The 13,033-nt window shown below is 64.2% G+C and carries 9 protein-coding genes; 5 read left to right on the forward strand and 4 right to left on the reverse strand.

Annotated features, from left to right (window positions below; genetic code table 11):
• The 5 genes from WKW82_RS35200 to WKW82_RS35220 form a co-directional block, all read left to right on the forward strand.
• Window positions 1–970 (forward strand): DUF2345 domain-containing protein (locus WKW82_RS35200; RefSeq protein ID WP_340347746.1); only part of this gene is annotated, 970 nt, incomplete at its 5' end.
• Window positions 971–1,085: 115 nt separating this feature from the next.
• A complete protein-coding gene (locus tag WKW82_RS35205) occupies window positions 1,086–5,909 on the forward strand; it encodes an RHS repeat-associated core domain-containing protein (RefSeq protein ID WP_340347747.1) in 4,824 nt (1,607 codons plus the stop codon).
• Window positions 5,910–5,913: 4 nt separating this feature from the next.
• Complete coding sequence (locus tag WKW82_RS35210) at window positions 5,914–6,258, forward strand: hypothetical protein (protein ID WP_340347748.1); 345 nt, start codon at window positions 5,914–5,916, stop codon at window positions 6,256–6,258.
• A gap of 10 nt (window positions 6,259–6,268) precedes the next feature.
• Window positions 6,269–6,763 (forward strand): pentapeptide repeat-containing protein, encoded by a 495-nt coding sequence (locus WKW82_RS35215; protein WP_340347749.1) that lies wholly within the window; start codon window positions 6,269–6,271, stop codon window positions 6,761–6,763.
• A 56-nt stretch (window positions 6,764–6,819) separates the two neighbouring features.
• Window positions 6,820–7,911, forward strand: a complete 1,092-nt coding sequence (locus WKW82_RS35220; RefSeq protein ID WP_340347750.1) for an AcrVA2 family anti-CRISPR protein — start codon at window positions 6,820–6,822, stop codon at window positions 7,909–7,911.
• A 24-nt stretch (window positions 7,912–7,935) separates the two neighbouring features.
• On the opposite strand, the gene WKW82_RS35225 is transcribed toward WKW82_RS35220, so the two are convergent.
• From WKW82_RS35225 to WKW82_RS35240, 4 genes are all read right to left on the reverse strand, one after another.
• Window positions 7,936–9,045, reverse strand: a complete 1,110-nt coding sequence (locus tag WKW82_RS35225) for an acyltransferase family protein (protein WP_422823667.1) — start codon at window positions 9,043–9,045, stop codon at window positions 7,936–7,938.
• A gap of 48 nt (window positions 9,046–9,093) precedes the next feature.
• Window positions 9,094–10,056 (reverse strand): NAD(P)H-dependent flavin oxidoreductase, encoded by a 963-nt coding sequence (locus tag WKW82_RS35230; protein WP_340347752.1) that lies wholly within the window; start codon window positions 10,054–10,056, stop codon window positions 9,094–9,096.
• Between the two features lie 163 nt (window positions 10,057–10,219).
• Window positions 10,220–12,010, reverse strand: a complete 1,791-nt coding sequence (locus WKW82_RS35235; protein WP_340347753.1) for an acyl-CoA dehydrogenase — start codon at window positions 12,008–12,010, stop codon at window positions 10,220–10,222.
• 74 nt (window positions 12,011–12,084) lie between these two features.
• A complete protein-coding gene (locus tag WKW82_RS35240; protein ID WP_340347754.1) occupies window positions 12,085–13,017 on the reverse strand; it encodes an electron transfer flavoprotein subunit alpha/FixB family protein in 933 nt (310 codons plus the stop codon).
• Window positions 13,018–13,033: the final 16 nt, after the last annotated feature.

Raw genomic sequence — 13,033 nt, forward strand, 5'->3', positions numbered from 1 at the left:
CATCGACATCAAGGCGCTGAAGAACTGCATCAACGTGATCGCCAAGCTCGACATCAAGGTCGAGGCCAACAAGATCAGCATCACCGCCAAGGAGGAGGTGCTGATCAACGGCGGCACCAGCTACACCCGGTGGAACGCGAGTGGGATCGAGAGCGGCACCAAGGGGCTGTGGCGCGAGCATGCGTCGCAGCACAGCCTGGTCGGCCCCAACAGTCTGGGCTCGCCGACGCTGCCCGAGACGATGAAGCTGGGCAAGGGGCAACTGGACCTCTTCAACCACTACCTCAAGCCCGATGGCGACAAGCGTCAGGGTGTGAAGCAGGGGGAGTACACGGTGACGGATGCCGAGGGCGGGGTGCACAAGGGCAGTCTGGATGCGCAGGGGTTTGCGAGCGTGGCGGGGCTGCCCATCGGAACGGCCAAGGTGGTGTTCGGCAAGGACCCGAGGGATCCTTGGGAGGAGGCGAGCCACTTCCCGGATTCGGAGAAGTGGGCGGCCAAGGGGTTGAAGGACACAGGAACCTCGGAGACCGCGATTGGCAATGCAGGCGGTGTCGGAGGCCGTGGCGGTAGCGCCTCGGCAGGACTGTGGCAAGGCGCCCCAGCCTTGGGGAGCGCGACCGGAAGATCAACCGGCGGCCTTGGAGACTTAGGCAATGCGGCCGGAGCGCTCGGACAAGTCGGCCAGATAGCCGGCATGGCGCAACAAGCTGCCGGTGCGGTGCAGGCCGTGAAGCAAGGCGGCGCCAAGGCCGTGCTGGGACAGGCGGGGCAAATCGTCGGCTTGGCGGCGGGGGCTGCTTCTGGAATTGCCGGCAACGCGGGTGTTCCCGGCACGGTGGGAGGCTTCGCGGGGCCGACCATGCCGGCAAAGGCAAGGTTGCCGGTTGCGTTGCCGAGCGCCGGTGCGAGCCAAGCCACTGGCGGCATGCGAACCATGCCCGGACAGACGCCGGGCTTCGCGGGTTGAATGGCGCGTCAAGTGGTGGGTTGAGTAATCAGCCGAGTGATGGGTAGTGTTAGTCAGGGGGCGACCGCGCAACAGCGGCACCGACAGCAGAAGTAGATACAGGGATAAAACAAAAATGGCAGAACAGGGAGCCCCGGCACCAGCGCCGGAGACGAAGGAGCGCGAGCGGCAAAAGGCCGTGGCGCCGCTGGACACCATCGCCCCGCAGGACATCGCCGCGGCCAGCAAGTTCGTGGACGACTGGCTGCGCGGCTTCACCGGTGGTTACGTCACGCTGGAGCGCCTGACGATGGTGCTGGGCAGCATCCCCGTGGTCGGCAACATCATGGCGCTGGTCGATGTCTTCGTCGACGTCATTGTCATCTTCGAGAAGAAGGCCAAGGACTCCATCGACGAGTTCATGAACTGGGTCAGCCTGGGCATCAACCTGATCGGATTGATCCCGCTGCCGGTGAACATGGCCGCCGCCCGCATGAGCCTGCGCCCGACATTGCATCTGGTCAGGCAGCAACTCCGAAACACCGCCTCCAACCTCGGCGAGGCCCTGATCACGGTGCTGACCTCGCACCTGAACGCAACCCTCGCGGGCACGCTGGACAAGCACATCGAGGAAGCCATCGGGCTGCTGGACGACCTGCTGAAGAAATGCGCCGATCTGTGCGATGCCATCGTCGACAACCTCTGCAGCATCCTCAAGCGCGTGATCGGTCAGGAGGACCTGTTCAACGTCAATCCTCCCGCGCCCGCAGCCAAGGTTCACGACCCGAGGGTGCAGAGCACATGGAACAGCATGTGGGCCTCCGCGGTGCGCATGAGCAAGCAGACCGCCAACTTCGTTTCCAAAGCCGCGGCCAGCCGCTTGCCCGACGGCGTCACCTCCCGCATCAACGGCGTGATCGCCAGCCTGACGGACTTCAAGGGCAACTTTCGCACGAAGCTCGCGCAGCTAGCCAATGCCAACGAAGAACGCAGCCTGAAGTGGCTCATGCACAAGCTGCTGGCGGCCGTGCGGCGCAAGAAGGTAGAACTGGGCGCCTCCATCCCGCCCGCGCATGGCGCACAAGCTTCGGCCGTCAAACCCAGCAAGCCGCTGGGAACGGTGGCAGTGCAGGCGAAGGCTTATGGCGATGGCGGCACCTGTCCCTATCCGCCGACGGGCACCAAGCGCGCCATCAACTTCGCCCTCGGCACGGAAAGTTTCTCGCACACGGACTTCGTGCTGCCCGCGCCGCTGGCCATTGCATGGCACAGGACCTACCGCAGCGATCTGGTGGCTTATGACAAGGGCAGCCTCGGCGCACGCTGGACCACCCCCTTCAGCAGTCGCGTGGACATCGCCAATGCGCCGCGAGGCCCACGCGAAGGGCAGCCCAGCTTCGTGTATCACGACGCCGACGGTCGCAGCCATGCCTTCCCGGTGCTGTCAGTGGGGCAAAGCCACCGCGACCCGATCGAGCAAATCACTGCCACACGCCTCTCGGAAACCCTGCTCATACTCGACTTCGGCAAAACGATGCCCGCAGGCGAGCAACCCGACTGGCGCGAGACCTACGAACTCGTGCCAGCCAAGAGCAAGACCGATCGCGGTCCCTCTTCCACTCCCCACTTCCGCCTCATCGCCCAGCACGCCCGCGACGGCGCAGCGATCGGCCTGCGCTACGACCACGTGCTCGCCTCCGGCGAAGAAGTCCTCAGCGACATCCTCTCGAAGCAAGGCGATGTCACCCTCGCCCACGTCGGCCTCCGCCCCGACGCCACCACGGGCCGCATCGAATCCGTCTGGGAACTCAAGGACGGCCAGATCGTCCGCCAACTCGCTGGCTACACCTACGACGCGTCCGGCGACCTCATCGCCGCGCAGGATGAGAACGGCGCGAGCTGGTCCTACCGCTACAGCCACCACCTCGTCACTCGCTACACCGACCGCACCGGCCGCGGCACCAACCTCCAGTACGACGGCACCGGAGCGCAAGCCAAGGCCATCCGCGAATGGGCCGATGACGGCAGCCTCGACACCCGTCTGGAGTGGGACAAGAACATCCGCTTGACCTACGTCACCGACGCCCTCGGCCAGGAGACCTGGTACTACTACGACATCCTGGGCTACACCTACCGCATCGTCCACCCCGATGGCCAGCAGGAATGGTTCTTCCGCGATGAGGCGAAGAACGTCACCCGCCACGTGCATCCCGACGGCAGCACCGACGACTACGTCTACAACCCCGACGGCAACCTGCAGACCCACACCCGCGCCGACGGCAGCCGGGTTCACTTCGAGTACGACAAGAGTCACCGCCTGACGGGCCTCATGGATGGCGAAGGCGGCGTCTGGAAGCGCGACTACAACCCCCAAGGCCACCTCACCGAAGAGACCGACCCTCTTGGCCACGTCACCCGCTACGCCTACGACAAGGCCGGCCGCCCCGTGCGCATCACCGACGCCAAGGGCGGTATCAAAAAGCTCGCCTACACCCCCGCTGGCCAACTCGCCAGCTACACCGACTGCTCCAGCAAGACCACCCGCTGGGACTACGACAGTCGGGGCCGCCTCGCCCAGAGCACCGACGCCGCCGGCCAGACCACCCGGTACCGCTACACCACCCTCACCGAGCAAACCCTGGCCGCGGCCACTCAAGAGGCCGCCAACCACCCCGGCCAGTTGGAAAGCGTCACCCTCCCTGATGCCACCCGGGAGCAGTTCGCCCACGACGCCGAAGGACGGCTCCTCGCCCACACCGACCCCCTGCAGCGCCAGACCCGCTACCGCTACGACGCCACCGGCCAGATCGCCGGCCGCACCGACGCCGCCGGCCACACGCTGGCCTACCAGTGGGACAAGCTTGGGCGCCTGACTCAACTGCAGAACGAGAACGGCGCCCACTACCGCTTCGCCTACGACCCCGTGGGCCGCCTGCTGGAAGAAGTCGGCTTCGACGGCAAGGCCACCAAATACCGCTATGAAGACACCACGGGAGTCTTGGCCGAAGTCACCGAGGCAGGCTTGCAGACCCACCTGCAGTTCGACCCCCTGGGCCGCCTCACCGAGCGCAAGATCCACGACCAGCCCGGAACCGACGAGACCTTCGGCTACGACCGCAACGGCCGCCTCGTCGAAGCAAGGAACCAGCACGCCAAGCTGCAGTGGTTCCATGACGAGGCCGGCAACCTCACCCGCGAACACCACGCCGACCTGCTCCACCGGCGCACCGCCGTCTGGAAACACCACTACGACGAACTGAACCAGCGCATCGGCACCATCCGCCCCGATGGCCACGTCACCGAGTGGCTGAGCTATGGCTCGGGCCATGTGCACGGCCTCCTGCTGGACGGTGAGGACATCCTCGCCTTCGAGCGCGATGACCTGCACCGCGAGGTCAGCCGGGCCCAGCACAACGGGCTGCACCAGAGCCAGCGCTGGGACCCGGCCGGACGCCTGCTCGCGCAACAGTTGCACCGGGGCACACCGCCAGTCACTCTTACCCGCTCAAGCCCCGCCCCCGTCATCGAGCGCAACTACCACTACGACAAGGCCGGCCAGCTCATCATCATCGGCGACAGCCGCAGGGGCCGCCTCGAATACAGGTACGACCCCATCGGGCGGCTCCTCGAAGCCAATGGCCGTCTGGGCAAGGAGATCTTCGCGTTCGACCCGGCCGGCAACATCGCCGACCCGGTGGCCTTCGACCCAGCCAGCGCAGGCGGCTCGGCCGCACCATCGAAGGCCCAGCGCATCCGCATGGTGGCCGCATCAAAACTGATGGACAACCTGCTGAAGGACTACGCAGGCACCCACTACACCTACGACGCGCGCGGCAACCTGATCGAGCGCACCGCCAACGCCCGAAAGACCACCTTCGGCTGGGACGGCTTCAACCGCATGGTGAGTGCGAAGACGGAAGAAGGCGAAACCACCTTCCGCTACGACCCGCTGGGGCGGCGCATCGCCAAGACCAGTGCAGCAGGTGAAACGATCTTCGGCTGGGACGGGGATGTGCTGGCCTTCGAGAGCACCACAAGGGCAGGAAAAGACAGGCAAGCCGACACCGTCCACTACATCCACGAGAAGGACAGCTTCGTGCCGCTGGTGCAGGCAAGGAGGCAGCAGTCGATCCAGTTGAGCGTGACCACCGACGTGAAGGCGCTGATGCAGGCCAACGGAGGGCGGTACGACATCGAGCAGGATCCGCTGTGGAACGGGCAGCAGGAACAGAGGCCAACCGCCTTCACGAAGGAAGAGATTGCCTTCTACCAGTGCGACCACCTCGGCACGCCGCAGGAACTCACCGACCACGAGGGCAACATCGCGTGGAGCGCGAGCTACAAAGCTTGGGGGGAGGCCAAAGAGGTCATCTCCGAGGCAGCAAAGCGATCAGGGCTCACGAATCCGATCCGGTTCCAGGGGCAGTACCTTGATGACGAGACCGGGCTGCACTACAACCGGTATCGGTACTATGAACCGGGTAGCGGCCAATTTACTAGCAGCGACCCTATTCGATTAACGGGCGGCCTCAATCTACATGCCTACACGAAGAATCCTATTGGATGGATTGATCCATTTGGATTGGCGGCTGGGCGAGCAACCGTTTTTTGGCATGACAATCGAAATGAAGACAATGTCTTTGGACACTATTCAATTGAGACCGATGTTGATGGCCGGAAAATGACCACTCATCAACTCGGAGCGCCCGGCACCCAGACAGTAGTAAGTACGAATTTAAGAATGCTCCCGCCCCCTGCAAAGCAGACATCCATCGAGCTTCCAGATGCAACCGCAACTCAAAAATTCCAGCGTGATAATGTCAATGAATTTGGAGGCACTTATGACACAAAAACCAGAAGTTGCGTGACTCATGTTGGTGAGGTGCTCAGGGCAGGTGGTGTTGACATCCCGTCGCAACCTGGTCCGCAGCTTAAGTACTTGAAGAAAAGGGGAGTCTGACATCATGAAGCCAGCAATTTGCGAGAAACATGGGGCACAGGCATTCGTAATGACATCGCCAATCCTGCGCGATGCATTAGTGAACGAAAGCCCTATCGACCGTGCTATATTGAGAGAAATACACATTACTTCGGATGAAAAATCATCCATTCTGATTGTGGACGCTGAATTTCTTGAAAAACATACTTCATTTGACAAAAAAACAAAAATACATTTGAAGGATAGGAGCGTTGCTCAAAAGAAAATGAATGATCGGTTGATGATTCAAAAAGTATACAAAGATCTCGTATGGGTTTGTCCAATTTGCCTTAGTCAGATCAACCAACCACCTGGAGATTCAGTCATTTGACAGTACCAGAATGAGCGCTCAATTAATCATCCGCGCCCACGATCTCTGGCGCAAAGGCTTTGGCGGTACTCCAGCCGGCTTGGCCGGTCAGAGTGACAGCAGCGCCTACGCAGGCCTGGATCTCAACCTCGCACAGTTCACCGCCTCCGCTTTCACCGGTAGCAGCTTCAGCGCAACGACCTTCAAGCAAGCCGCATGGACTGCCTGCCAGTTCGTCGGTTGCACGTTTTCGGCCTGCGATTTCTCCAACATCTCGCTCACCGGTTGCACGTTCACCAACTGCACCTTCGCCCAATCGCAGTTTCAGAACAGCCAATTCAGCAGTTGCAAGTTCAACCGGTGCCGGTGGAACGGCCTGACCTTCGACCACAGCCACTGGTCCAGCGTCGACGTGCTGGATTGCACCGGCACCGGCATCCAGGCCGATGGCTTGTCGGGTGATCACGTCGACTTCACCGGCAGCTTTTTCGAGCAGTCGGAGATGCGCAACACGCACATCAACTGACAGCGCTGGCGATGAGTCGACCCGTTTCGACATCAGTGACCTCCCCTGAGCGAGCAGTGCCAAGGTCACGCACGGCGCTCGATCTGGCCATCGAAGAGGCATTGCTGCGCACCGTGCATGCCGACAGCGGCGCGTTCGATCGCTTGCCGGTGCCGATTCGTCTTCGTGCCGCCGGGGCTGTGCAGGCCTGGCGCGATGCCCGGCGCATTGCCGGGCCGCATGGTGCGGTGTTTCGCTCGGCGGTGGCTGATTCCGCTTATCCCCCGGACCTGCTTTGCAACCCCCTCGCCGATCTGGCCGGGGGTCATGGCACCGCGCGCTTCGATCACCACACCAACATACTGATTGCCGATGCGTGCGCCAACAGTGTGTTCGTTCAGGCGTTCTGGGAGCGTAACGGCGTGCTCTACGAGCCGACTCCGGCGCTGCACCAGTTGCTCAACACCAGCGACATCGCCGCAGACGTGCCGCTGCGCATGATGTGTCCGTCGGTGCCGGCCCTGTTCATCATTCCGGATCGTGCGAGTTGGCTTGAGGGGGATGTCGAGGCCATCGCGGTCTTCACACACGGCAGTTGGAAGAACAGCGCACCCGCGCCCGGTCGCGTCTTGACGTTCGTTACGTGGTCGCGCTCCATCCAGCCGATCCCGACATTGGAAATGGGGATGGTGAACCTGACCGTGCCGGAGGATGACCGGACGATCTCGCAGGCGCTGGAACTGGCGACGCATCATCCGCCACGCAGGGGCATGTTGGCGGAACTCTCACCCGAGCAGGCTCGCGCCGAGTGGCTGCGCAGGCTGGACTACGTGGCCAAGATGCTGCTGTACCTGTCGCTGGACGATGTACACGTACGGCGCGATTTGGCCTACAGCGAGGCCCCGCGAAGTTTTCCGGGGTTGGGGCGACGCAAGCGCGAGCTCCGGCAGGCGGAGGTCGAACAGCTTTATGACCGCTATGTCGTCGGCCCGGCGCAGATTGCGGAGGGGCCAAGCGCCCACGGCGGGGAGCTTGTGGGCCATGCCCATATTCCGGCGCACTGGCGCAGGGGACACTTCCGCATGCAGGCGCACGGGCCGCGCAGCAGCTTGCGAAAGGTCATGTTCATCAAGCCGACGCTGGTCAGATCTGACCGGCTGGAGCCCTGAGACGAGGCGCTTTGCCTCAAGGCGTCAAAGCGCCGTCAGCATCCCGCACAGCACGAGCGCGCCAAACATGACCAGCGGCGCACGCCATGTCGCCGGCCGCTGCTCGACCCGCGCGTAAAGCACCGTCGCGGCCCCCAGCGACAACGCCACCGCCCCCAGCAATCCGAGCGCATCTCCCCAGGCCGTTCGCGGCGCCCAGCGGCTGACCACCGCATTCACCGCCAGGATCACCGAAAAGTGGATCAGAAACAGCGAGTAAGAGATCCGGCCCAGACGCAAGAGCGGCATCGCCGCGGCCGGCCAATGCTTCGGCGCCAGCCAGCCGCGCCGATCGGCCACGACGATGACCAGCGCGGTCACCAGCGCCACCGCGATGCGACTGCGCCATTCGAGGGCCAGGGCCGCCAGGCCCACCGTGCCCAGCAACGCGACCGCGCTGCGCCAGGCGAGTCCGCGCGTGGCGCGACCGATCCAGAAGCCGAGCATCCCCAGGCCATAGGCTCCGAAAAAGTAGATGGCGGTGATGTCCAGCGAGGCCTGCCGGTTGAACACCAGCAACGAGCCAAGGACAAGGATCGCGACCAGCGCCGCGCCCAGCCAACGTCCTCCCGCGGCCGTCAGGTTCCCATGCCGTTGAATCAGGCCAGCAAGCCAGAACACGGCGATGGCCAACGCAAACAACTGGAAGTCGATGGCCACGTACCAGACGCCGGCCGAGAGTGCCTCGTAGCCCAGCAGGTCCTGCAGCAACAGCCCATGCGCGATCAGTTGCGGCAGGCTCGGCGCACCCGGCACGGCCTCGTCATCGAGCCAGGGCCGAACCGCCGCAGCCACCAGCACCGTGCAGATCAGCGCCGCCAGGTAAGGCATGACCAGGCGACCGTAGCGCTGCCAGAGCGCACGCATCGCAGGCCGGTCGCTGCGCAACAGGCCCGCGGGCGCCAGGCTCGCGGCGGACAGGAAGCCCGCGATTACCAGGAAGACCTGCACCGCGAGTCGGCCATGCTGCGAAAGCCAGCCGAACAACCACGGCGCAAGCGGCGCCGCGCCGTCGGCCAGCGGCCCATAGCGAACCACGTGGTGCCCGACGATGAGCAGGCAGGCAACGCCCTTGATGGCGTCGAGAAGTGGCATCCGCCCTGCCGCGGGCTGCTGCGGCAAGGTGGCCACTGCAAGTCTCCGTTAAAGCGCGAGGCGCTTGCGGGCGGCGAAGTATTCCGCCTTGAGCTTCTCGATGTAGGCAGCAGCCGTGGCCACTTCCTTGATCGCGCCGATGCCCTGGCCCGAGCCCCAGATGTCTTTCCAGGCCTTGGCCTTGCTTCCTTCGCCACCGCCGAAGTTCATGGTCTTCAGGTCGCCTTGGGGAAGGTTGGCCGGGTCCATGCCGGCCGCGACGATCGATGGCGCCAGGTAGTTGCCGTGCACGCCGGTGAACAGGTTCGAATAGACGATGTCGTCGGAACTGCCGGCAACGATGGCCTGCTTGTAGTCGTCGCTGGCGCGGGCTTCCTCGGTCGCGATGAAGGCGGTGCCGATGTAGGCGAAGTCGGCACCCATGGCCTGTGCAGCCAGCACCGCGTCGCCGGTGGAGATCGAACCCGACAGCGCGACGGGGCCGTCGAACCATTCACGGATTTCCTGGATCAGCGCAAACGGGCTCTTTACGCCCGCATGGCCGCCGGCGCCGGCCGCCACGGCGATGATGCCGTCGGCGCCCTTCTCGATCGCCTTGCGCGCGAACTTGTCGGTGATGATGTCGTGCAACGTCACGCCGCCGTAGCTGTGCACCGCCTCGTTCACGTCGACGCGCGCGCCGAGCGAGGTGATGACGATCGGCACCTTGTACTTCACGACCATTTCCATGTCGTGGTCGAGCCGGTCATTGCTCTTGTGCACGATCTGGTTGATGGCGAAGGGTGCGGCGGGCTTGTCCGGGTTGGCCTTGTTGTAGGCGGTCAGTTCTTCCGTGATCTCGGCCAGCCAGTCCTCGAGCTGCGCGGCGGGGCGCGCGTTGAGCGCCGGCATCGAGCCGACGACGCCGGCCTTGCACTGGGCAATCACCAGCTTCGGATTGCTGATGATGAACAAGGGCGAGCCGATGATGGGCAGCGGCAGGTTGGCGAGGACGGAGGGGAGCTTCGACATGGTCAGGGTGTCTCTGGAAGGATGTTGAATACGGAAGCGGACTTCCGGACGCAAGGGACGCGAAGGTTTCGCGAAGGACGCAAAAGGAACCACCCAAAATTATGGGAATTCTTTCGCGTCCTTCGCGTCACCTTGGCGTCCTTCGCGGCCGGCTGCCCGTATTTCAGAAGGCTTCGAGCGCCAACGCCGTCACGCTGTCGGCGCCGTCGACGATGCTGTCACGGTAGCCGGGCGCCTTGTTCAGGATGTGCTCGGCATAGAAGCGCGCCGTCGCGACCTTGGCCGTCATGAAGGCCACGTCGTTGCCCTGCGAAGCGAGGTCTTCCGCGATGATCAACGAGCGGGCGAGTTGCCAGCCGGCGACCACGTTGCCCGCGAGCATCAGGTAAGGCACGCTGCCGGCGAACACGGCGTTGGGCGAACCCTTGGCCTGGTTCACGACGAAGTCGACCACGTCGAGCAAGGCTTCGCGACCCGCCTTCAGGCGCTTCAGCATCGAGGCCGACGCGGCGCTGCTGCGCTTGGCGAGTTCGGCCTCGGTCTTCTCGATCTGCGCTGCGACGGCCTTCGCCGTCGCGCCGCCATCGCGCATGGTCTTGCGGCCCACCAGGTCATTCGCCTGGATCGCGGTCGTGCCTTCGTAGATCGTCAGGATCTTGGCATCGCGCAGGTGTTGCGCCACGCCCGTTTCCTCGATGAAGCCCATGCCGCCGTGCACCTGCACGCCCAGCGATGCAACCTCCAGGCTCATCTCCGTGCTGTAGCCCTTGATCAGCGGCACGAGGAAGTCGTACAGCGCCTCGTTCTGCTTGCGCGCTTCGGCATCCGGATGCTTGTGCGCGGCATCGTAGGCGGCCGCGCCCACGCTGGCCATCGCGCGGCAGCCTTCGACGTAGGCACGCATCGTCATCAGCATGCGCTTGACGTCGGGGTGGTGGATGATCGCCGCGCTGGCCTTGATCGAACCATCGACCGGACGGCTCTGCACACGATCCTTCGCATAGGCGACGGCGGCCTGGTAGGCGCGCTCGGCGACCGCGATACCTTGCAGGCCGACGCCGTAGCGGGCCACGTTCATCATGATGAACATGTACTCGAGGCCGCGGTTTTCCTCTCCGACGAGGTAGCCCACCGCGCCGCCGTGGTCGCCGTACTGCAGCACCGCCGTCGGCGAGGCCTTGATGCCCAGCTTGTGCTCGATGCTGACGCAATGCACGTCATTGCGATCGCCCAGCGAGCCGTCCTTGTTGACCATGAACTTGGGCACGATGAACAGGCTGATGCCCTTCACGCCTTCCGGCGCGCCGCTCACGCGGGCCAGCACCAGGTGGACGATGTTCTCGGCCATGTCGTGCTCACCGTAGGTGATGAAGATCTTCGTGCCGAAGACCTTGTAGGTGCCGTCGGGCTGCGGCTCGGCGCGGCTGCGCACCAGCGCCAGGTCGCTGCCGGCCTGCGGCTCGGTCAGGTTCATGGTGCCGGTCCATTCGCCGGCGATGAGCTTCTCGAGGTAGACGGCCTTGAGCTCGTCGGAGCCAGCCATCAACAGCGCTTCGGTGGCGCCGTCGCTCAACAACGGACACAGGGCGAAGCTGATGTTGGCCGAGTTGATCATCTCGGTGCAAGCCGCGCCGATGGTCTTGGGCAGGCCCTGGCCGCCGAAGTCGGCGGGATGCTGGATGCCCTGCCAGCCGCCCGACGCGTACTGCGCATAGGCCTCCTTGAAGCCCGCCGTGGTCGTGACCTTGCCGTCCTTGAACGACGACGGCGCGCGGTCGCCTTCGACGTTCAGCGGCGCGATCACGTCCTGGTTGAAGCGCGCGCATTCTTCGAGCACGGCTTGCGCGGTTTCCAGGCCCGCGTCTTCGAAACCGGGCAGCTTGGCGACCTCGGCGATGTTGGCCAGGTGCTCGATGTCGAACAGCATGTCCTTGAGGGGGGCGGTGTAGCTCATTTCTTGTCTCTCCTGGGGTGACGTAAAAAAGGCATCGCGAACGATGCCCTTGAGGACTGATCAGTGGCGGAGGATCAGAGCGCCTTCACCAGTTCCGGCACTGCCGTGAACAGGTCGGCCACGAGGCCGTAGTCCGCCACCGAGAAGATCGGGGCTTCTTCATCCTTGTTGATCGCAACGATCACCTTGGAGTCCTTCATGCCGGCCAGATGCTGGATCGCACCGGAGATGCCGGCGGCGATGTAGAGCTGCGGCGCGACGATCTTGCCGGTCTGGCCCACTTGCCAGTCGTTCGGTGCGTAGCCTGCGTCGACTGCGGCGCGGCTGGCGCCGAGGCCTGCGTTGAGCTTGTCGGCCAGCGGCGCCATTACTTCCTGGAACTTCTCGGCGCTGCCCAGCGCACGGCCACCAGAGACGATGATCTTGGCGGCCGTCAGTTCAGGGCGTTCACTCTTCGTGACTTCACGGCCGACGAAGGTCGACTTGCCGCTGTCGGCCACGCCGGCTGCGGTCTCGACGGCTGCGCTGCCACCCGTGGCGGCTGCGGCATCGAAGCCCGTGGTGCGCACGGTGATGACCTTGGTCGCATCGGCGCTTTGCACCGTGGCGATCGCGTTACCAGCGTAGATCGGACGCTCGAAGGTGTCGGCGCTGACGACCTTGGTGATGTCCGAGATCTGGGCCACGTCCAGCTTGGCGGCGACGCGCGGAGCGACGTTCTTGCCGTTGGCAGTCGAGGGGAACAGGATGTGGCTGTAGTTGCCAGCGATCGCGAGGACTTGGGCTGCGACGTTCTCGGCGAGGTTCTCGGCGAGCGACGGGCTGTCGGCCACGATGACCTTGGAGACGCCAGCGATCTTCGCGGCAGCGGCACCGGCTTCGGCGGCATTGGCGCCGGCCACGAGCACGTGGACGTCGCCACCGCAGGCGAGCGCGGCGGTCACGGTGTTGAGGGTCGCCGGCTTGACGGTGGCGTGGTCGTGTTCGGCAATGACGAGTGCGGTCATGTTCTTGTCTTTCCTC

The sequence above is a fragment of the Variovorax rhizosphaerae genome (assembly GCF_037889975.1).
Classification (GTDB): Bacteria; Pseudomonadota; Gammaproteobacteria; order Burkholderiales; family Burkholderiaceae_C; genus Variovorax; species Variovorax rhizosphaerae.

Excerpts from the sequence above, each read along its gene's own strand:
- WKW82_RS35205 (WP_340347747.1), top strand. The coding sequence starts at position 1,086 with ATGGCAGAACAGGGAGCCCCGGCACCAGCGCCGGAGACGAAGGAGCGC.
- WKW82_RS35210 (WP_340347748.1), top strand. The coding sequence starts at position 5,914 with ATGAAGCCAGCAATTTGCGAGAAACATGGGGCACAGGCATTCGTAATG.
- WKW82_RS35215 (WP_340347749.1), top strand. The coding sequence starts at position 6,269 with ATGAGCGCTCAATTAATCATCCGCGCCCACGATCTCTGGCGCAAAGGC.
- WKW82_RS35225 (WP_422823667.1), bottom strand. The coding sequence starts at position 9,045 with ATGCCACTTCTCGACGCCATCAAGGGCGTTGCCTGCCTGCTCATCGTC.
- WKW82_RS35230 (WP_340347752.1), bottom strand. The coding sequence starts at position 10,056 with ATGTCGAAGCTCCCCTCCGTCCTCGCCAACCTGCCGCTGCCCATCATC.
- WKW82_RS35235 (WP_340347753.1), bottom strand. The coding sequence starts at position 12,010 with ATGAGCTACACCGCCCCCCTCAAGGACATGCTGTTCGACATCGAGCAC.
- WKW82_RS35240 (WP_340347754.1), bottom strand. The coding sequence starts at position 13,017 with ATGACCGCACTCGTCATTGCCGAACACGACCACGCCACCGTCAAGCCG.